This is a genomic window from Phyllobacterium sp. NPDC097923, assembly GCF_044760925.1.
Taxonomy (GTDB): domain Bacteria; phylum Pseudomonadota; class Alphaproteobacteria; order Rhizobiales; family Rhizobiaceae; genus Phyllobacterium; species Phyllobacterium calauticae.
In genome coordinates, this window is sequence record NZ_JBIWBL010000002.1 from 301935 (window position 1) to 322475 (window position 20541).

Here is a 20541-nt window from a genome sequence, read left to right on the forward strand (position 1 = left end):
AAAGCTGCTTCAGATCGGTTGACCCTGAAGCAGCTTCGGCGATGTGGTCGACAATCCCGCGGCTTGACGGATGAAAAATCCTTTGAGCCGCGGCATGCGCTCGACAAGACCCAGTCCGAAGTCGCGCAGGGCCCGCACCGGCACGTTGTCGTTGGAGAACAAACGGTTGAGGACGTCGGTGGTCACGCCCATCTGCACCGTGTCGAACCGGCGCCAGGTCTGGTAGCGCTCGAGCACAGCGATGGAGCCGATGTCGAGACCGAGGCGGTCGGCATCGACAATGGTCTCGGCAATCGCCGCTGCGTCCTTGAAGCCAAGATTGAGGCCCTGACCGGCAATGGGGTGAATGCCGTGGGCCGCATCGCCGATGAGCGCAAAGCGCGGTTTGACGAAATCGCGTGCCAGCGTCAGGCCAAGCGGAAAGGCCTTGCGCGGTCCTTCGACCTGCAATTCTCCCAGTTTCAGGCCAAAACGCTGTTCGAGCTCGGCTTCGAACACGAAATCATCTTCCCTGATCAACCGCTCCGCGTCGGCAGTGCGCTCGGTCCAGACAAGCGAGGAGCGGTTGCCGCTCAGCGGCAGAATGGCAAACGGGCCTGCGGGGAGAAAATGCTCTTCCGCGCGACCGTTATGCGGCCGTACATGGGCGACCGTGCAGACGATACCCGACTGGCCGTATTCCCAGTTCACGGTTTTGATGCCCGCCATATCGCGCAGCCGCGATTTGACGCCGTCGGCCGCCAGCAGCAGGCGCGTGCGCAGCGTCTTGTCATCGCCGTAACGCACGGTGAGGTGCACGTCGCCATTGTCAAAACCATGGACGGGTGTCCCCTCAATAAAGGTGACGCCGATCTGTTCGGCTTTCGAACGCAAGGCGGCGTTGAGGTCGCGGTTTTCCACCATATGGGCGAAGGGTTCACCAGGCTCGACTTCGCCATTGAAGGTCAGGAAGACCGGGCGGACCGGATCGGAGGTGCGCGAATCCGTGACGATCATCTCGTTGATCGGTTGCGCCTTCGGCAGGATTTCCTCCCAGCAGCCGAGCCGGTCGAGCATGCGGCTCGCAGCGGCGGCGATGGCCGAGGCGCGGGTGTCTTTGCGCCAGACACCGGCCGGTGCCGCGTCGATCACTGTGACAGCCAAGTGCGGCGCCGAAGATTTCAGTGCAACGGCGGTCGCCATGCCGACATAGCCGGCGCCCGCAATCACGATATCGGTGCTGCCGGAGACTTCTGATGTGTGTGTACGGGTTCTTTCAGCCATGATTGCCTCCGGTTTCCCTTTGCTCTTGCGCCGACGTGGCGCTTGACTTGTTCACCTGTTCCTGTTGCAAGCGGATTCAGGCACTATTATGCCGACCGTACGAACAGGAGTCGCGCCCGTCATGTCTGATGCCATGAAAGAGCTTTTGTCCATACTCGACCTCGAGACACTTGAACACAACCTGTTTCGAGGTCGCAGCCCGCAGGTCGGCTGGCAGCGGGTGTTTGGCGGTCAGGTCATCGGCCAGGCTTTGGTGGCGGCGCAGCGCACGGTCGATCCTGAGCGTCACGTCCACTCCCTGCACAGCTATTTCATGCGTGCGGGCGATCCGAAAGTGCCGATCATCTACGAGGTGGATCGCATCCGCGACGGCGCGAGTTTCACCACCCGGCGCGTGGTGGCGATCCAGCACGGGCATGCTATTTTTTCGCTGGAGGCGTCATTCCAGATCGAGGAAAAAGGACTTGAGCACCAAAAGCCGATACCCCTCGATGTTCTCGCGCCGGAAAAGCTGATGAGCGACAAGGACCTCAAGGAGCAGTATCTGCAGAATGCGCCAGCCAATGTGCGCAAATATTGGGAGCAGGACCGTCCCATCGAGATGAAGCCGCTGTCCCTGACCCATTACTTCACGCGTGAAAAGCTGCCGCCGGAGCAGAACGTCTGGATCAGGACAACGGGGCCGGTTCCAGATGACCGCGCCCTGCAGGCGGCGGTTCTGGCCTATCTCTCGGACATGACATTGCTGGATACCTCGCTTTATGCCCATGGCCGTTCGATTTTCGATAAAGATTTGCAGGTCGCAAGCCTGGATCATGCTATGTGGTTCCACCGCCCCTTCAATTTCGACGATTGGCTGCTTTATACGGCAGACAGCCCAAGCGCTGCCGGTGCCCGTGGCTTCAATCGAGGTGCCTTGTACAGCCGCGATGGCACTCTGATTGCCTCGACGGCTCAGGAAGGCCTAATTCGTGTGCATCCGGCCGAGTGAAAATCGACCACGCAGATTGAAATGCCTAATTTTTAGGCATGTTGCCGGATAACGTATTGTGCACTGCCGAACTGATAAAAATACCCCTATATAATCAATGCCTTAGTATTATTTTTCGAGTCTGGCACGGAACTTGAATACTCCTCACCAGTCGCCAAGGGCCATCAAGGCTTAGGGGATGGGTTCAACGCGGGTTGCTGCCGTTCAGGTAATTCCACCTGAGGGGTACCGCGCTAGCGCAGGGGTATAGTCAATGAAAATTGTGATGGCCATCATCAAGCCGTTCAAGCTGGACGAAGTGCGCGAAGCACTTACCGCTGTCGGCATCCAGGGCCTGACCGTCACCGAGGTGAAGGGTTATGGCCGCCAGAAAGGACACACCGAGATTTATCGTGGCGCGGAATACGCCGTCAGCTTCCTTCCCAAACTGAAAGTGGAAGTGGCTGTCGCGTCAGAGCTCGTCGACACCGCCATTGAAGCCATCACCACAGCCGCCAAAACCGGCCAGATCGGTGACGGGAAGATTTTCGTTCTCAGCATTGATCAGGCCGTCCGTATCCGTACGGGCGAAACTGACACCGATGCGCTTTGAGTCATTTGGGGTTTAAGGAGAAAATAATGAAAATTCCAACCAGTCTGACATCCGCGGTGCGCAGTACCCTTCTGGGTTCGCTGGCGCTGACCGCATTCGGTTCGCTGGCCGCACTCGCTCAGGAAGCGGCGCCTGCGGTAGCGGATGCCGCCGCAGCCGCTGCGCCGACTGTCAACAAAGGGGATACCGCCTGGATGATGATCTCCAGCGTCCTCGTCCTGTTCATGATCGTTCCGGGTCTTGCCCTGTTCTATGGCGGTCTCGTCCGTGCCAAGAACGTGCTTTCCGTCCTGATGCAGTGCACCGGCATTGCTGCCGTCGTCATGATCATCTGGGTTTTCTACGGTTACTCCTTCGCCTTCGGCGGCGGCACCAGCCCTTACTGGGGCGGTCTTGGCAAGGTTTTCCTTTCCGGCGTGACGCCGGCTTCGGTTGCCGCAACCTTTACCAAAGGCGTTGGTATTCCCGAGTATGTGTTCATCTGCTTCCAGATGACCTTTGCCGCCATTACGCCGGCACTGATCATCGGTGCCTTTGCCGAACGCATCAAATTCTCGGCAACGATCCTGTTCGTCATTCTCTGGGTCACGTTCGTCTACTTCCCGATCGCCCATATGGTCTGGGATTCCAATGGCCTGATCTATGGCTGGGGTGCGCTTGATTTTGCCGGCGGCACGGTCGTTCACATCAATGCCGGTATTGCTGGTCTCGTTGGTGCTCTCGTCATCGGCAAGCGTGCCGGTCTTGGCCGTGACATGATGGCGCCGCACTCCATGCCGCTCACCATGATCGGTGCTGCGATCCTGTGGGTCGGCTGGTTCGGCTTCAACGCCGGTTCGGCTCTCGAGGCCAACGGCATTGCGACGCTGGCGATGATCAACACCTTCACGGCAACGGCCGGTGCGATCATTGCATGGGTTGTGATCGAAGCGCTCGCCCGCAAGACGGCTTCGATGCTGGGTGCCGCATCCGGCGTTGTTGCTGGTCTGGTTGCAGTAACGCCTGCTGCCGGAACCATCGGTCCGGTTGGCGCTATCTTCCTTGGCGCCATTGCCAGCATAATCTGCTACTACATGGTGGCTGTGGTGAAGCCGAAGCTCGGTTATGACGACAGCCTCGATGTCTTCGGCGTGCATGGTATCGGCGGTATCATCGGCGCCATCGGCACCGGCTTCTTCACCAGCACGGCGCTTGGCGGCGTCGGTTATGCGGAAGGCGTCACCATGGGCGCGCAGGTGTTCGTGCAGATCAAGGCCGTGCTCGTCACGCTGGTCTGGAGCGGCATCGGTTCGCTGATCCTCTACAAGATCGTTGATGTCGTCGTTGGCCTGCGTCCGACCGCTGAAGCCGAATCCATCGGTCTCGACCTCACCTCGCATGGTGAAGCGGCCTACCACAATTAATGGACGACTTTTGACAGGAACTGAAAAGGGCCCGGTTTTCCGGGCCTTTTTTGTTGCGGCAGGCAAGCTTGTCGAACCCGGGATGGCAACTCCGCCAATGTAATTTCGCTCGGGCTCGCCATGGTTAATGCCCCCTTAACCATCCGCGCCGTAACGTGGGAATCGAATCTGCGGTTACTCACGACCGCCGTGCGTGCGTTTACTTAGGGCGAGATTTCATGCGTCAAGGATATTCAGCCTCCTATGCGATCGAAGAAAACCGGCACGGGTTGACGACCCTTTTCCGCAGGCAGATCCAGATTGTCTGGGGATTGGCGCTGTTTTGTTTCGTTGCCTTTGCCATTGGCAGTCTTGCGACATGGAACGTGATCGATCCGAGCTTCAGCCACGCCACTTCCAATCCGGTTCGTAATGCCCTTGGCTATGCCGGCGCGGTTTTTGCCGACCTTGGCATGCAGTTTTTCGGCCTTTCGACGGTTGTCGCGCTCATGCCGGCGCTGTTCTGGGGTGGTCTGATGCTGACCGGCCGCGGCGTCGACCGTTTGCCGCGGCGGGCGATTGCCTGGTTCGGCGCATCGCTGATGGCGGCGGCCATTGCCGGCTGCTTCACCATTCCCGCAAGCTGGCCGATGCCCATCGGGCTGGGCGGTGTCTTTGGCGACATGGTTCTCAAAATCCCGGCGATCTTCACCGGAACATTCCCGCGCGGCGGTCTGGCCATGATCCTGGTCGCCGTTCTCGCTTTGCCGACGCTGTGGGTGTTCGGCTTTGCCAGCGGGCTGACCTATCGCGACAGCGAGCCGGTCGTCGCCAAGAAATCCGGCCGTCACGTGGCGCAGGAAGAGGACTTTGACGACGAGGACGAGGATGACGAGGAAAGCGAAGGCGGCCGCTGGCTGGCGCTCGGCGCATTGACCCACTGGTTCCTCAGCATCAAGGCCCTCTTCCGCCGTCTGTTCGGGCGCAGCGCCGGGCTTTACAGTAGTGCGCGCAGTGCGGCGGCACGGCACAATGACGATGATCTCTTCGCCGATGCCCCGGCTGCACGGCGGAACGGGGCACGCCGCGAGCCAGGTTTTTATGACGAAGCACCGCGCATTGAGGCGCCGTCAATCGACATCGGCAATGACGGTTTCGGTCACGAACCCGATGACTACGATCCGATCGCCTTCAGCGAAGACGATGAGGTGGATGATTGGGCGCCGCAGGCAGCGCCCGCGCGCCCGACAGCAATACCCGGCGGCAAGGCGCGGATCGCCACCCCAGCCCCAGCCCCACGGACCGGCGCGCGCGTGCAGCGCGAAGCCCAGACATCCCTGATCAAATCCGACGAATTTGAAATGCCGCCGCTGCATTTCCTCAGCGAACCGAAGAACGTGGTCCGCAACCCAAGCCTTTCGAAGGAAGCGCTTGAGCAGAATGCACGGCTGCTGGAAGGCGTGCTTGAAGATTTTGGCGTCAGGGGTGAAATTATCCATGTACGCCCGGGTCCTGTCGTAACGCTGTACGAGCTGGAACCGGCTCCGGGCATCAAGTCGTCGCGTGTCATCACGCTGGCCGATGACATTGCCCGCTCGATGAGTGCCATTGCAGCGCGTGTTGCCGTCGTGCCGGGCCGCAATGCCATCGGTATCGAACTGCCAAACCAGACCCGCGAAATGGTTTTTCTGCGGGAATTGCTGGCCAGCCGGGATTTTGAGCAGACAAAGACCAAGCTGGCGCTGGCGCTGGGCAAGACCATCAATGGCGAGGCCGTCATCGCCGATCTGGCGAAGATGCCGCATCTGCTCGTTGCCGGTACCACCGGCTCAGGTAAATCCGTTGCCATCAACACCATGATCCTGTCGCTGCTTTACCGCATGACCCCGGAACAATGCCGTCTTATCATGATCGATCCGAAGATGCTGGAGCTGTCGATTTATGACGGCATTCCGCATCTGCTCACGCCCGTCGTGACCGATCCGAAGAAGGCCGTCGTAGCGCTGAAATGGACCGTCAAGGAGATGGAAGACCGCTACCGCAAGATGTCCAAGGTCGGCGTGCGCAATATCGACGGTTTCAACCAGCGGGTGGAACAGGCGCAGAAGAAGGGCGAGCGGATTGCCCGGACCGTGCAGACCGGCTTCGACCGGGCAACGGGCGAGGCGGTCTACGAGACGGAAGAGCTGGATCTGCAGCCCATGCCCTATATCGTTGTGATCATCGACGAAATGGCCGATCTGATGATGGTGGCCGGCAAGGACATCGAAGGCGCTGTCCAGCGTCTGGCGCAGATGGCGCGTGCTGCCGGTATCCACGTGATCATGGCGACACAGCGCCCGTCTGTCGACGTCATTACCGGCACGATCAAGGCGAACTTTCCGACCCGCATTTCCTTCCAGGTCACATCCAAGATCGATTCGCGTACCATTCTGGGTGAGCAGGGCGGCGAACAGCTGCTCGGCATGGGCGACATGCTCTACATGGCGGGCGGCGGGCGTATCCAGCGTGTGCACGGACCGTTTGTCGGTGACGACGAAGTGGAAAAGATCGTCAATCATCTGAAACTGCAGGGCGTCCCCGAATATCTCGATGCGATCACGGAAGAGGACGACGAAGACGATATGGGCGGTGGCCCGGCTGGGACATCCAATCTTGAAGATTCGGATGATCCTTACGATCAGGCTGTTGCCGTGGTGCTGCGCGACAAGAAGGCGTCCACCAGTTATATCCAGCGCCGCCTCGGCATCGGTTACAACAGGGCAGCCTCGATCATCGAGCGCATGGAGCAGGAGGGCATCGTCGGCCCTGCCAACCATGCAGGCAAGCGCGACATTCTCGTGCCGACACAGGACGATGATTTTTAAGCGCCGTTACGTAGCATTTTTGCCTGCGCGTCCTGTAACGGGCGCAATGAATGACTACATAACGGCATGATCCAGCGTTACGTAACCGGTGTGTATGCCGATGCGTCACGAATTTGAGGAACAAGTTGCGGTTTCCCGCCGTTTCTCGGCCATAGTCAGGTCAAACTGACCGGGTATACAGCAAGAGAATAAGACAGGAGACCTAACACCATGACAACGACCAAAGCTTCGTTTCGCACGATTGGCGCCTTTGCCCGGACATGTGCTGCGGCTTCCGTGGTTGGCATGGGGCTGCTTCTTGGCGCGACTGGCATTTCCGGACTGGCAAACGCTCAGGCGGCACCTGCCGCCATCAATGGCGCACAGCAGATCGCCAACCAGTTTTCCAGCGTGAAGACGATGACCGGTGACTTTGTTCAGTTCGGTCCGCGCGGTGAGCAAACCGAAGGCACGTTCTATATCGAGCGTCCAGGCAAGATTCGCTTCACCTACAACAAGCCATCGCCGATCCGTGTCATTTCCGACGGTGAATCCGTCGTGATCAACAACCGCAAGCTCGACACGTGGGATCTCTATCCCTTGTCGAAGACACCGTTGAAGCTGCTCCTCGCCGACCAGATCGACCTGACCGGCGACCGGGTGAAGTCCGTAAAGGAAGAACCCGACATGACCACGATCGTCCTCGGCGACAAATCTGTCTTCGGCAACTCGACCATCAAGATGATGTTCGACCCGAAGACCTATGAACTGCGCCAGTGGACGATCACCGATGCGCAGGGCCTTGATACGACGGTCATGATCACCAATGTCCGCAAGGACGTGAAGTTCGCCAAGGACATGTTCACAATCGACTACACGCGCATCGCCATGAAGCGCTGACCGCATTCATCGTTCCCAGGGCCGCATCGTTGCACCAATCGCGTGTGGACGAGCGGCCTTTCGATTTTCAATCGCAGCAGAGATGGTCTAGTCTCGCATCAATCCATTCTGTCGCGAGATTCCTCCCCCATGCCTTTCTCCGTTGCCACCTGGAACATCAATTCCGTGCGCCTGCGTCTTGATCTGGTCCTGCAATTCCTGCGCGATCACCAGCCGGATGTCCTGTGCCTGCAGGAGACGAAATGTCCCGACGATCTCTTCCCGCGTGAGGCCTTCCATATGGCCGGCTATGAACATATCGAGATCAGCGGCCAGAAGGGATATCACGGCGTTGCCACGCTCTCACGCCGGCCGTTGTCGGAGCCGGCGCGGGTGGGTTTCTGCAACATTGCCGATTGCCGTCATCTGAGCACGATTGTCACGGCCGGATCGAAGCGGCTACGCATCCATAATTTCTACGTGCCTGCGGGCGGGGACGAGCCGGATCCGGTCATCAATCCGAAATTCGCGCACAAGCTCGGCTTTCTCGAAGAAATGAAGGCGATGAATGCCGTTTATGGCGATGGCCATGCCTCGTTGCTCGTCGGGGATCTGAATATTGCACCGCTCGAAACCGACGTATGGTCGCACAAGCAACTGCTGAAAGTTGTGAGCCATACGCCGATCGAGACGGAAACCTTCGAGGCCCTGCGCAAGAACGGCGGCTGGAGTGATCTGATGCGCCATTACATTCCGCCGCACGAAAAGATCTATACGTGGTGGAGCTACCGCGCCGCTGATTGGGCCGCGGCTGATCGCGGTCGCCGTCTCGATCACATCTGGGGGTCACCGGATCTGGAAAATGATCTTGCCAGCATCACCGTCCTGCGCGAAGCGCGCGGCTGGGACCGTCCGTCCGATCACGTGCCGGTTATTGCCCGGTTCAATCTGGATTAAAGATGGCTTGAGCCGTTACTGGCTGCCGAACAGATGCTCATATCTGCTGATTGCCGCGATCATATCGCTTAGGTCTGCGGAAATCTGGGTATGGAGCGCGGCGGCAATTTCCGGGTACTCCTCAAGAATACGCCGGAACAGCGAGCGATTGAGACGGATGACTTCGGTTTCCGTGTCCGCCATGGCGCTGGTGAGGCGCTTGGTCTGGGCAATGATCGCCATTTCGCCGAGAACCGCGCCGGGGCCGACACTCTTGAGCACGACACGCCCGGACTGGCCTTCGCGGAACAGCGAAATGGTTCCTCGATCGATCACATAGGCGCAATCGGCGGACTGGCCCTCACGGTAAAGCTCACGGCCTTCCCTCAGGACGAGGCGCTCTGTCCCAAAGGCAAGCAGACGCAACTGGTCGCGGGTGAATGTCCCGAACAGCCCCACTGTTTCCAGAATGCGAATATCATCTTCAATTGCCATGTAAGAACAGACATATACCTAGATTGACCTGATCGGCATCAAGGAATGAGTTTGTATCCCCCGCTTTCGGTAACAAGTATGCTTGAATTCGACGGATCGTGCTCGATTTTTTGTCGCAACCGGTAAACGTGGGTCTCCAGCGTGTGGGTCGTCACACCGGAATTGTAGCCCCAGACCTCTTCCAGCAGCACATCACGGGTGATGACCTTGCCGCCGGCACGGTAAAGATACTTGATAATCGCGACTTCTTTTTCCGTCAGCCTGATCTTGCCGCCTTTGGCGTCGATCAGCATTTTCTGGCCGGGTTTGAAAGTGTACGGGCCGACAACGAAGGTTGCGTCCTCACTCTGTTCGTGCTGGCGCAATTGCGCGCGGATGCGTGCCAGCAGCACGGCAAAGCGGAAGGGCTTGGTGACATAGTCGTTGGCGCCTGATTCGAGGCCGAGAATCGTATCCGAATCAGTGTCGTGGCCCGTGAGCATGATCACGGGTGCCTTGAACCCGCCTTTGCGCAGAAGCTTGACCGCTTCCCGCCCGTCCATATCGGGAAGGCCCACATCCATGATCAGGAGATCGACGACGCCATTGCGCGCGGACTGGATACCCTTGGTCGCATTGTCTTCCTCGATGATCTGGAACTCTTCATAGAGGCTCAGCTGCTCGACCAGGATGGCGCGAAGATCAGTATCATCATCGACGATAAGAATGGTGCGTGCTGTCATATGGTTTCCCGCCCGTGCAAAGAAGTGGTTGGAATTTAAGTCGAATTGTTCCGGAAAGAAAGAGGACTGGCTTGATATTGCTTATGCGGCGCATCAGTCTGACATAAAAATGCTTTTTATGAGGCAAGTATGAGTCGCACTGCGTTGAAAATGATCGATGTTCGCCGCAAACCCGGCCACCGCAGCCGCGGGCAATTGATCGCTGGCCAGATGGTTTTGCACTGCGCCCTGGGAAAGGGCGGGATCACCGCCTTCAAACGCGAGGGCGACGGGGGAACGCCATTGGCGCGCATGCGGCTGCTCTATGGCTTCAAACGCCCGGACAAACGGGTGATCGCGCCGACTGGCCTCAATTTGCACGCGTTGCGCCGCACCGACGGCTGGTGCGAGGTGGGCGAAGATCGCAATTACAATCGCAAGGTGCGCATTCCCTACAACGCCAGCCATGAAACCATGTGGCGCAAGGATGATCTCTATGACGTCTGCATCGTCATGGACTGGAACATCAGGCCAAGGCGGCGTTCCGGCGGCAGTGCCATCTTCTTTCATCTGGCGCGGCCCGGCTATACCCATACGGAAGGCTGCATCGCCCTGAACCGGCGGGATATGGACCGGTTGCTGCCATTTCTGTCACCGGAAACGGTTATCCGGGTCTTGCGCTAAAGCCCTGCTAGCGGCGGAATCGCCAGACAGTGGTGCGTTTCACTTCCGAATCTTCGAGAATGCGCGTGACCGGCACCGCATAGACCGCCAGTTCTTCCAGCAGGTTTTTCGGGAAATATGAGCGGCCGGGATCGCCGACAATCACGGTTGCCCCGCGCGCGGCGAGCGCCGTGAACCATGGGACGAGCCGGTCCGCCAGCGGCTTTTCATAGAAGACGTCGCCGGCCAGGACGACGTCCCAATCATGGTCCGTATCGATCAGGTCGTGAATGAGGGTTTCGACCGCGACGCCGTTGGCAGCGGCGTTGAGATGGATCGCCGGGCGGGTAAAGGGGTCGATGTCGCAGGAGGTGACACGTGCCGCACCGGCCATTGCAGCGGCGATGCCGACAAGACCGGAACCGGAAGCGAAATCGAGAACGGTCCTGTCCTTCACCATATCAGGATGATCGAGAACGTAACGTGCAACGCCCTGGCCGCCAGCCCAGGCAAACGCCCAGAACGGTGGCGGCAGGCCAATGGTCGCCAGTTCCTCCTCCGTCTTGTGCCAGAGATCATGGGCTTCATCGGCCAGATACAGGTTTATCTCCGGCACATGCGGCGGCGCCTGCAGCGTGGTGTTCGCCCGAACAAAGCGCCGGTAGCGTTCGCTGTTGGGATCAAGCGCCTGCTCATCCATGACGGGCGATCATTGGGGCGCGGGAACAAGCCCGGCCATACGGCAGACTTCCTCCCATTCGTCCGGAGTGACCGGCTGCACGGAAAGGCGCATCGAGGTGACGAGCGCCATTTTTTCCAGCTTGGGGTTGGCCTTGACGTCCTTGAGCGTCACCGGTTTGGGCACGTCCATGACCGCACGGATGTCAACGCACTCCCAGCGGGGGTCGTCCGTGGTCGAATCGTGATGCACCAGCGCGCAGACCTCGACGATGCCGACGACTTCGAGACCTTCATTGGAATGGTAGAAGAAACCCTTATCTCCCAATTGCATGGCGCGCATATTGTTGCGCGCGAGATAGTTGCGCACGCCGGTCCATTCGGTGCCCTTGGCGCCCGCTTCCTTCTGTTTCTCCCAGGACCATGCATCGGGTTCGGATTTGAAAAGCCAGAATGCCATGTTTGAACCTATTTGCTGTCTGGATTCTTGATTGCCCAATTCCATGGGCGGATATCGACCGATGCAAACAGACCAGCCTTGGCATAGGGGTCGTTTGCGGCGATTTCCCTGGCACCGGCGACATCAGAAGCTTCGATCACAACCAGACTGCCGTTGGGCTTGGAATCGTCCCCGAGGAAAGGCCCTGCGAATTTCAGGCGGTCGCCAAGACCGTTGAGATAGTCAAGATGTGCGGCGCGGGTATCGAGACGCACCTGCAGATGGCCGGGCTTGTCGTTGCAAAGTAGGGCATAGAGCATTCGGTTTCTCCGGTACGGACAATCAGATTTCTAATCTTCGTTTTTCAACGGTCTTGCAAGCAGTGCTTCGACCGCCTCGTCAATGGTAATACTGCGGTCCAGAATGCGCGCAACCGCTTCGATGATGGGAGCTTCGATAGAGTGCCGGGCGACCAGCTCCGCGGCAATAGCCGCCGTCGCCACGCCTTCCGCCAGCGGCCTGCCGGTCAGGTCATCGCCCCGGCCGAGGGCAAGGCCGTAGGAATAGTTGCGCGACTGGGAGGTCGAGCAGGAGAGCAGCAGATCGCCCAGGCCTGAAAGGCCCATGATTGTCTCGGGCCGGGCACCCAGCGCATGACCCACCCGCCGCAATTCGACAAATCCACGCGTGACAAGCGCCGCCTGTGCGCTGGCGCCAAAACCCCGTCCAATGGCCGCACCAGCAGCAATGGCAAGCACGTTTTTCAGGGAGCCACCGATCTCGACGCCGACGAGATCGTCCGTCGAGTAACAGCGAAACGTTGGGCCTGAAAGGGCCAGTGCAATACGGTCTGCCACGGCTTGGCTTTCCGCGGCAACGGTCACGGCGGTTGGCAGGCCTCTTGCCACGTCGCTGGCAAAGCTGGGTCCGGACAAAGCGGCGATCAGCTGATCCGGGATGATTTCCCTGACCAGACTGGACATCAGCAGACCGCGTTTGCGATCAATGCCCTTGGCGCAGATGATCAGCGGTACTGCCATCGGGATCAGGGGCTTCAACTCCTCGAGAGCGCCCGCCATGGCCTGCGCCGGAATGACGCAAAGAATGAAATCGCTGCCCGCAAGAACGCTCGCTGCGTCCGTACTGGCGGTCAAAGGTGCTGGCAGGTCAATGCCCGGCAGGTAGGTTTCATTGCGGTGAAGTGTGTTGATGGAATGCACACTGGCAGGATCACGGGCGTAAAGGCGCGCATCATGTCCATTGTGCGCCGCCATGGCGCCAAGGGCCGTGCCCCAGGCGCCGCCACCAAGAACTGCAATCTGATGTCTGGGATTCATGCCTTGGCTCCCCGGCGCCCGGCGCCGATCAGGGGGGCGGATTGCATGTCCAGCGGCCAGCGCGAACGCGGCGCGATATCGAGCGAATCGCCGGCCATATGCCCGGCCCGTTCCACCCCGGCCCAGGCGATCATCGCCGCATTATCGGTGCACAGCGCCATGGGCGGCGCAATGAAGCGGAAGCCGTTGCCGGAGCACAGGTCCTGCAGGCAGGTCCGCAGGACCTTGTTGGCGGCAACACCACCGGCGACGACCAGGGCGGGTTCCTTCACATCAGGAAATCTGGCGCGGAAACGGGCAAGCGAGCGCGATACGCGGTCATTCAGCGTATCGGCAACGGCAGCCTGAAACGCGGCGCAGATATCGTTCACATCCGTCTGCGACAGCGGCTCCAGCGTGGTTGCCAGCTGGCGTACGGCCGTCTTCAGGCCGGAGAAGGAGAAGTCGAGCCGCTCCTCGCCCTTGAGCGGCCTTGGCAGGGAAAAGCGGCTGGAATCGCCGGATTGCGCCGCCTTTTCCACTTCGGGGCCGCCGGGATAGGGCAAACCAAGCAGTTTTGCTGTTTTGTCAAAGGCTTCGCCGAGAGCATCATCGATGGTCGTGCCAAGCCGTTCATAATCGCCGAGGCCCTTGACCAGCACCATCTGGGTATGGCCTCCGGAAACAAGGAGAAGCAGATAGGGAAAATCGATCTGGTCGGTCAGACGGGGGGTCAGGGCATGACCTTCGAGATGATTGATGGCGTAGAACGGCTTTTGCGCGGCCATGGCAATGGCCTTGCCGGTCATGAGGCCGACGATCAGCCCGCCGATCAGGCCGGGACCAGCGGTTGCTGCCACCGCATCCACCTCGTCAAGGGTCATGTGGGCCTCATGCAGCGCCTGTCCGATCAGCCGGTCGAGCACTTCTACATGGGCACGGGCGGCAATCTCCGGTACGACGCCGCCATAGGGCGCATGTTCGTCAATCTGGCTCAGAACCACGTTGGAGAGAATCCGTCCGTGACCGTTGTGGTCGCGCTCAACGACCGCAGCAGCCGTTTCGTCACAGCTTGTTTCTATGCCCAAAACCCGCATCGATGACCCTGACATCCTTCGCCGCATTGCCCGTTGCACAAAAGCCCGTTAGTTAGGGCCGGATAATTCAAACTCGCGTAACACGGACTGCGACTAATGCAAACAAAAACGCTCAAGATCGGTACACGTGGGAGTGCGCTTGCACTCGCACAAGCCCGTGAGACGTGTGATCGGCTGGTTAAAGCCCATGGCCTGCGCGAAGACGATATCGAGATCGTGGTGATTTCAACCAGCGGCGACCGGATTCAGGATCGCCCGCTGTCGGAGGTTGGCGGCAAGGGGCTGTTTACCCTTGAGATCGAAGAGCAATTGGCGGATGGCCGCATTGATCTGGCCGTGCACTCCTCCAAGGATATGCCGACTTTCCTGCCCGAAGGCCTGCATCTCTCGGTTTTTCTGGAGCGCGAAGATCCGCGCGATGCCTTCATCGGTCGCACTGTGAAAACGCTGGCGGAATTGCCTTTGGGCGCGGTTGTCGGCTCCGCCTCGCTGCGGCGCCAGGCCTTGATTCTCAAATCGCGGCCTGATCTGAAGGTTGTGAACTTTCGCGGCAATGTGGAAACGCGCCTGCGCAAGCTGGCCGATGGTGATGTGGATGCCACTTTCCTGGCCTATGCGGGTTTGCGCCGCCTCGGTCTTGGCGATGTGGCGACCGCCCTGATGGATGTGGCAAGCTTTCCACCAGCACCCGGACAGGGGGCGATCACGCTGGAAACCCGAATCGGCGATGCGCGAATTGATGCGCTGGTCGCGCCGCTCAATCATTTTGCAACCTCGACGGCGCTGGCCTGTGAACGCGCGTTCCTTGGCACGCTCGATGGTTCCTGCCGCACACCCATCGCCGGTCTTGCGACGATTTCCGGCAACATCCTGAGCTTCCACGGCATGATCCTGCTGCCGGATGGTTCGGAAGCCCATGAAGTGACCGGCGAGGGCGATGTGGCGGATGCAGCCGCCATCGGGCGGGATGCGGCCGCCCGCGTCAGGGCAAAGGCTGGAGCGCATTTCTTTACGGATTGGCTCTGATGGAAAAAACCGTTCTGGTTACACGGCCCCTGCCAGCTGCGACCAGAACCGCCGACCGGCTGCGCGTGCAGGGCTATGTACCCCTGTTGTTGCCGCTCACGGAGATTGTTCCCCTGAACCCGACCGTGCCTGAAGGCACCTTCAATGCGTTTGTCGCCACAAGCGCCAATGCGCTGGTCCACGCCAGCGAAGCGTTGCTTGCGCCTTATCTCCAGTTGCCCTGTTTCACCGTAGGTGAGGCAACCGCGGATGCGGCACGTGCCCGCGGCTTTGAGACGGTGACAACGGGCGATGGCGATGGAGAATCGCTGGCGGAAACGATTATTGAAGAGCTGTGTTCAAGTGACTCCCTGCTTTATCTGACCGGCCACGTCAGGTCGCCGGGCTTTGAGCGCGCCGTGGCTAAAGCAGGGTTCCGTTGCTCTTCCATATCGGTCTACGACACAATTTCAGTCAGTTATACAACTGAGTTTCTGACCAAAACGCTCGGGTCAAGAAATATTGATTGCTGCCTTCTGTATTCGCGCATGAGCTCAGGCGTCCTGTCAACTCTGGCCGAGGCCGCAGGATTGACGCATCTCTTTGATAAGACGCTCTTTTTATGCCTGTCTCAGCGTATCGCCGACGATCTCAAGGGCTTCAATAAACCATCGGTCAGGATCGCTCGCAGACCGGATGAAGACGCACTGTTTGACCTTCTGGAAGGGATGCAGGACGATAGGTGAACGGCATTCGTCGCTGCATGACGTTTCCGAAGCGGAACTTCCCTGCTAGCTTGGGGTTTCAGTCAACCCAATTGTTCTGAAGAGAGTGTCCATGGCCAAATCATCCGTTCCCCGTCATTCCAAGTCAGCCCGGAAGCCTGTGACGATAGAACTGGAGCCATCGGATATTGTGAAAAGTGCCCCGGCCAGTACGAACGTGCCGCAGCCGGAGCCGGTCGGCTTCAGCCCGACGATGGTTGCCAAGCCACAGCCGCCGAAAGACGAGCCGGCAAAAGCGGCCTCTGCGGCCAGCGCCGAAACAGCGAAGGCAGATGAGACATTGCAACAGGGCACGTCGTTTGGCCGGTCGCCATCTGGCGAAGCGTCAACACCAGCGGCTCCTGCATCCGTTGCTGCTGCGCCCAAGACGGGCGATCCGCTTGGACGTTTGACGGCCGGTCTCATCGGCGGTGTGGTGGCATTGCTTGGTGCGGCCGCGCTGCAATGGGCTGGCGTATTGCCATCGCCCAAAGCCGATCTTTCGGCCGTGGAGCAACAGATTGCCGAATTGCGCGCCGCCGCTCCGGCGAAGGCCAGTCTCGACGAGGGCGCACAGGTTGCATTGAACGGCGCGGTGGAAAATGCCAAGCAGGCCCTGGGTCAAGTGTCCGGCATTGCCGCTGATGTAAAATCCCTGAAGCAAACTCTGGCGGATGCCCAGACCAAGGCCGCAGGCACAGGAGGTTCTGTTGACACCAGTGCCATCGATGCGCGTATCGCATCGCTCGAAACGCAACTGACCGCCAGTCAGCAGAAGGCAGAGCAAGCCGCCGGCGCACTTGCGGGGGAGGCACAGACGTCAGCAGCCTTGCAGACGCGGCTCGATGCGCTGGAAACCAAGGTGCAGGACAATGCCGGCCAGAACACCATGGCACTGGCCATCGCCGCCACCGGCCTGAAGTCGGCGATTGACCGGGGCGGGCCCTTTGCGGCGGAGCTCGACACATATCTTGCTGTCGCGCCGGCCTCGGCCGACGCCGAGGGGTTGCGTACTGCCGCTACGACCGGTGTTCCGACTGTCAGCATGCTGGCGAGCCAGTTCGGCGACGTGGCGACAAAAATCATTGCGACGACGCGAACGGTTGATCCCAATGCGGGTATTGTCGACCGGCTATGGGCAAGCGCCAGCGCGCTGGTGGAATCGCGCCCTGTGGGCCTTGTCGAGGGTGAAGGCATTGCTGCCATCACCGCGCGCATAGAGGCGCATCTCAATGGCGGTGATCTGCCTGCGGCCATTGCCGAATGGGACAAGCTGCCCGAATCGGCCAAAGCCGTCTCGACCGATTTCGCCAATGCCATGCGCACCCGTCAGAAGGCAGGCGAGATCGTTTCCAAGGCGCTCTCCAATGCATTGACCGGCATGAAGACGCCGGCTGCGGCGCAGTAAGGGAAGATGACCATGATCAAAGTTCTGTCCTTCCTTGTCGTCGTTCTGGTGCTGGGGTTTGGTTTTGCATGGCTCGCCGACCGGCCCGGCGATCTCGTCGTCACCTTTGCCGGGATGCAGCACAAGGTCAGCCTCATGGTGGCCGCGTCCGCCATCGTGGCGCTTGTAGCCACTGTCATGCTGGTCTGGTGGATCATCAAGAGCGTTATTGGCTCGCCTTATGCCCTGCGCCGCCATTTCCGGGCCCGCAAGCGTGATCGCGGCTATCAATCCCTGTCCACCGGTCTGATTGCAGCGGGTGCGGGGGACGGGCAAACGGCCCGGCGCATGATCAAACAGGCAGAAAAACTCCTTAACGTCGATCAGGAGCCGCTGATCAAACTTCTGGACGCGCAAGCCGCCATGCTGGAAGGCCGTTCGGACGATGCCAGGGCGAAATTCCAGGCGATGCTGGATGACCCGGAGACCAAACTGCTCGGCCTGCGCGGGCTTTATCTCGAAGCGCAACGCCTTGGTGCGCGGGATGCGTCGCTGCAATATGCCGAACAGGCAGCGCTTCTGGCACCCAACGTCGAATGGGCCTCTACGGCGGCCCTTGGCCAAAAAACCGCCCATGGCGATTGGGATGGTGCGCTGGAATTGCTGGAGACCCAGAAAGCCACCAAGCAGATCGACAAGGACACGGCAAAGCGTGAACGTGCCGTTCTCCTGACCGCCAAGGCGCTCGATACGTTTGAAAGTGATCCGGTCGGGTCGAAACCCATTGCCATCGAAGCGAACAAGCTTGCGCCCGATCTGATCCCGGCCGCCATTATCGCGGCAAAAGTGCTGTTCCAGCAGGCCGATCTGCGCAAGGGCTCGAAAATTCTGGAGCATGTGTGGAAGAAGCAGCCACACCCGGAAGTGGCGGAAACTTATGTGCATGCGCGCCTGGGAGATTCCGTGTTCGATCGCCTGAAACGCGCCCGCCATCTGGCTTCGCTCTATCCGCATCATGCGGAATCGAACCTGGCCATAGCCCATGCGGCGCTGGCCGCAGGCGAGTTGAAGGAAGCGCGCGAGGCTGCCGAGACCGTTTTGCGCACGGCGCCGCGCGAAAGTGCCTATCTGCTGCTGGCCGATATCGAGGAGGCGCAGACGGGCGATCAGGGCCGCGTGCGCCAGTGGCTGTCACGGGCCGTCAAGGCGCCCCGCGATCCCGCCTGGACCGCTGACGGCTATGTTTCGGAGCGCTGGGCTCCCGCTTCGCCGGTCACCGGCAAGCTGAATGCGTTCGAGTGGAAGGTGCCCGTCGAGCAATTGGGAACGGTAATCGATGCGCGCGATGATTTTGACAGTGCGCTGGCAGCCAAACCCGTCCAGTCAGCGCCGGAGCGCGAGCCCGCCGAGCCTTTGATCCCGGCGAAGTCCGTGGTGGTATCTGCCGAAAAACCGGCGGCACGTGTTGTTGAAGCGGATGCCGATATTGTGGATGCGGAAATTGTACCGGCGGAGCCTGCGGTGAAGCCCGTGGCGGCAAGACCGGAAGAGCCGCATGCGCACGAACGCATTGCGTCCGTCCTGCCGTCTCTGGCGGAAACGGCGCCTGCGGCGGTGCAGCACGAGGAAGAAAAACTGGTCATTCCGGTGCCGGATGATCCGGGTGTGCTGGCTGACGACGAGGAAGACCGGCCCAACAAGAAGTTCCGTCTGTTCTAGAGCTTTTTCCGGTCGGTGTGACCGGAAATGCTCCTGTGTGTCGATCCTAACACATTAATTTCAATAGCGGTCTTTGCGGCAAGATGCACAATGGCAGGGCCGTGTCAGCCAAGCTATCAGTTGATTCGGCTCATTGATAACAACGCTGAGAGATCCGTATTGATGCTGGACCGCCTTGTCACCTTCTTCAAAGCTTTGCCTTCAGGCGAAAGCGGGAAAGGCCATTTTTCCAGGAATGATCCGCGCCTTGCGGCGGCCGCGCTGATGTTTCATGTCATGGATGCGGATGGCGAGCGGCGCAAGGTGGAGCGCAAGCGCCTGTCACAGCTGATTTCCGAAGCCTACGGGCTCAAAGGCGAAGCCTTGAAGCGTCTGCTGGAGGACAGTGAGCAGGCGGATCAGGAAGCCGTCGATCTCTATAGCTTTACCAGCGTGCTCAAGCGCAATCTTGACGAAGCGGCGCGAATTCACTTCATTGAACTGATGTGGGACGTGGTTTTCGCCGACGGATCCGCGCATGAGCTGGAAGAAAATGTTGTCTGGCGGGTTGCGGAACTGATCGGAGTCTCGTCCCGTGACCGGGTCACGATGAAGCAGAAGGCAGCCCTTCGCGCCAAGCAGGCGGTGCAAGAGGAATAGGATCAGAAGCATGTTCCAGACAGACTGGATGGAGAACAGGCAAGTGAAGCGCCCGAAAATCCTCACGGTACTGCATCAGGAACGTTCAAGCCCCGGCCGCGTCGGCCAGTTGCTGCTGCAATCCGGCTTTGATCTGGATATCCGCCGTCCGCCGCTTGGTGATGAGCTGCCCGAGACGCTGGAGGATCATGCGGGCGCTGTCATCTTTGGCGGCCCCATGAGCGCCAACGACCCCGATGAATTCGTTGACCGGGAAACCGACTGGCTGTCCGTGCCGCTTGGGGAAAACAAGCCCTTTCTTGGCATTTGCCTTGGTGCGCAGATGCTCGCCAAGCATCTTGGCGGCACGGTCGGTCCGCATCCGGAAGGACTGGTGGAAATCGGCTGGTATGAACTCGAAGCCACCGAGGCCGGCAAGGCTCTGATGGACTGGCCGCCCATGGTGTATCATTTTCACCGCGAGGGCTTTGACCTGCCGCGCAGCGCCACGCTTCTGGCAACGGCCAAGGCCTACCACAACCAGGCTTTCCGCTACGGCGAAAATGCCTGGGGGGTACAGTTTCATGCGGAACTGACCCGCGCCATGATGCAGCGCTGGGTGGTGCGTGGCTCGGAACGCTTCACCATGAACAATGCCCAGCACGGCCGCCAGCATCTGGAAGGCCGGCTGGTCTATGACGCGGTGTTGAAAGCCTGGCTCCAGCGTTTCCTTGGCACGATCTTCGGTACGCCGGTTCCGGCTTAGCCGT

21 protein-coding genes are annotated in these 20541 nt (G+C 59.7%); 13 read left to right on the forward strand and 8 right to left on the reverse strand.

Translation table 11 applies throughout. The features are described 5' to 3' along the window. Positions 1 to 9 precede the first annotated feature (9 nt). A complete protein-coding gene (locus tag ACIQWS_RS13840) occupies positions 10 to 1263 on the reverse strand; it encodes a ubiquinone biosynthesis hydroxylase (RefSeq protein WP_403180084.1) in 1254 nt (417 codons plus the stop codon). A 121-nt stretch (positions 1264 to 1384) separates the two neighbouring features. Here ACIQWS_RS13840 and tesB point away from each other — a divergent pair, with 121 nt between their 5' ends. The 6 genes from tesB (at position 1385) to ACIQWS_RS13870 (ending at position 8910) form a co-directional block, all read left to right on the forward strand. After that, positions 1385 to 2254 (forward strand): acyl-CoA thioesterase II, encoded by an 870-nt coding sequence (tesB, locus tag ACIQWS_RS13845; RefSeq protein WP_288192798.1) that lies wholly within the window; start codon positions 1385 to 1387, stop codon positions 2252 to 2254. 253 nt (positions 2255 to 2507) lie between these two features. Continuing rightward, entirely contained in the window at positions 2508 to 2846 is a 339-nt protein-coding gene (locus ACIQWS_RS13850) for a P-II family nitrogen regulator (RefSeq protein WP_346306075.1), read from the forward strand. 26 nt (positions 2847 to 2872) lie between these two features. Continuing rightward, on the forward strand, positions 2873 to 4249 hold the full coding sequence (locus ACIQWS_RS13855) for an ammonium transporter (RefSeq protein WP_346306074.1): 1377 nt from the start codon (positions 2873 to 2875) through the stop codon (positions 4247 to 4249). Positions 4250 to 4467: 218 nt separating this feature from the next. Then, positions 4468 to 7095 carry a DNA translocase FtsK gene (locus tag ACIQWS_RS13860; RefSeq protein WP_403180091.1) on the forward strand — a complete coding sequence of 876 codons (2628 nt, stop codon included), beginning with the start codon at positions 4468 to 4470 and terminating at the stop codon, positions 7093 to 7095. Between the two features lie 210 nt (positions 7096 to 7305). Next, positions 7306 to 7974, forward strand: coding sequence for an outer membrane lipoprotein carrier protein LolA (locus tag ACIQWS_RS13865; RefSeq protein ID WP_403180094.1), 669 nt, complete (start codon positions 7306 to 7308; stop codon positions 7972 to 7974). 129 nt (positions 7975 to 8103) lie between these two features. Beyond that, positions 8104 to 8910, forward strand: a complete 807-nt coding sequence (locus ACIQWS_RS13870; RefSeq protein ID WP_403180097.1) for an exodeoxyribonuclease III — start codon at positions 8104 to 8106, stop codon at positions 8908 to 8910. Between the two features lie 15 nt (positions 8911 to 8925). On the opposite strand, the gene ACIQWS_RS13875 is transcribed toward ACIQWS_RS13870, so the two are convergent. Both ACIQWS_RS13875 and ACIQWS_RS13880 read right to left on the reverse strand, forming a co-directional pair. Beyond that, on the reverse strand, positions 8926 to 9384 hold the full coding sequence (locus ACIQWS_RS13875) for a cyclic nucleotide-binding domain-containing protein (protein WP_403180100.1): 459 nt from the start codon (positions 9382 to 9384) through the stop codon (positions 8926 to 8928). Positions 9385 to 9422: 38 nt separating this feature from the next. Further along, a complete protein-coding gene (locus ACIQWS_RS13880) occupies positions 9423 to 10106 on the reverse strand; it encodes a response regulator transcription factor (RefSeq protein ID WP_091879514.1) in 684 nt (227 codons plus the stop codon). A 129-nt stretch (positions 10107 to 10235) separates the two neighbouring features. On the opposite strand from ACIQWS_RS13880, the gene ACIQWS_RS13885 reads away from it, so the two are divergent. Then, entirely contained in the window at positions 10236 to 10769 is a 534-nt protein-coding gene (locus ACIQWS_RS13885; protein ID WP_346305195.1) for a L,D-transpeptidase family protein, read from the forward strand. 7 nt (positions 10770 to 10776) lie between these two features. Here ACIQWS_RS13885 and ACIQWS_RS13890 read toward each other — a convergent pair whose 3' ends face one another. From ACIQWS_RS13890 to tsaD, 5 genes are read right to left on the reverse strand one after another with little or no spacing between them, the layout of a single operon-like run. Further along, on the reverse strand, positions 10777 to 11448 hold the full coding sequence (locus ACIQWS_RS13890; protein WP_346305194.1) for a methyltransferase: 672 nt from the start codon (positions 11446 to 11448) through the stop codon (positions 10777 to 10779). A 9-nt stretch (positions 11449 to 11457) separates the two neighbouring features. Beyond that, positions 11458 to 11886: an EVE domain-containing protein gene (locus ACIQWS_RS13895; protein ID WP_346305193.1), complete on the reverse strand. Its 429-nt coding sequence runs from the start codon at positions 11884 to 11886 to the stop codon at positions 11458 to 11460. A gap of 8 nt (positions 11887 to 11894) precedes the next feature. Beyond that, a complete protein-coding gene (locus ACIQWS_RS13900) occupies positions 11895 to 12185 on the reverse strand; it encodes a YciI-like protein (protein ID WP_346305192.1) in 291 nt (96 codons plus the stop codon). 30 nt (positions 12186 to 12215) lie between these two features. Next, entirely contained in the window at positions 12216 to 13202 is a 987-nt protein-coding gene (locus ACIQWS_RS13905) for an NAD(P)H-dependent glycerol-3-phosphate dehydrogenase (RefSeq protein WP_346305191.1), read from the reverse strand. Then, on the reverse strand, positions 13199 to 14278 hold the full coding sequence (tsaD, locus tag ACIQWS_RS13910) for a tRNA (adenosine(37)-N6)-threonylcarbamoyltransferase complex transferase subunit TsaD (protein ID WP_403180114.1): 1080 nt from the start codon (positions 14276 to 14278) through the stop codon (positions 13199 to 13201). The genes ACIQWS_RS13905 and tsaD overlap by 4 nt, the downstream gene beginning before the upstream one ends. Before the next feature lie 96 nt (positions 14279 to 14374). Between tsaD and hemC the strand changes: the two genes are divergently transcribed. From hemC to ACIQWS_RS13940, 6 genes are all read left to right on the forward strand, one after another. Then, positions 14375 to 15304 (forward strand): hydroxymethylbilane synthase, encoded by a 930-nt coding sequence (gene hemC, locus ACIQWS_RS13915; protein ID WP_403180119.1) that lies wholly within the window; start codon positions 14375 to 14377, stop codon positions 15302 to 15304. After that, positions 15304 to 16029 (forward strand): uroporphyrinogen-III synthase, encoded by a 726-nt coding sequence (locus ACIQWS_RS13920; RefSeq protein WP_346305188.1) that lies wholly within the window; start codon positions 15304 to 15306, stop codon positions 16027 to 16029. Before hemC ends, ACIQWS_RS13920 begins: the two co-directional genes overlap by 1 nt. Positions 16030 to 16120: 91 nt before the next feature. After that, entirely contained in the window at positions 16121 to 17455 is a 1335-nt protein-coding gene (locus tag ACIQWS_RS13925; protein ID WP_403180124.1) for a COG4223 family protein, read from the forward strand. Between the two features lie 6 nt (positions 17456 to 17461). Then, the gene (locus ACIQWS_RS13930) at positions 17462 to 19153 is read left to right on the forward strand and encodes a heme biosynthesis HemY N-terminal domain-containing protein (protein ID WP_403180127.1); all 1692 of its coding nucleotides are present in this window, start codon (positions 17462 to 17464) and stop codon (positions 19151 to 19153) included. A gap of 162 nt (positions 19154 to 19315) precedes the next feature. Beyond that, a complete protein-coding gene (locus tag ACIQWS_RS13935; protein ID WP_105734250.1) occupies positions 19316 to 19792 on the forward strand; it encodes a TerB family tellurite resistance protein in 477 nt (158 codons plus the stop codon). A gap of 10 nt (positions 19793 to 19802) precedes the next feature. Further along, positions 19803 to 20537 (forward strand): glutamine amidotransferase, encoded by a 735-nt coding sequence (locus ACIQWS_RS13940; protein ID WP_403180134.1) that lies wholly within the window; start codon positions 19803 to 19805, stop codon positions 20535 to 20537. Positions 20538 to 20541 lie beyond the last annotated feature (4 nt).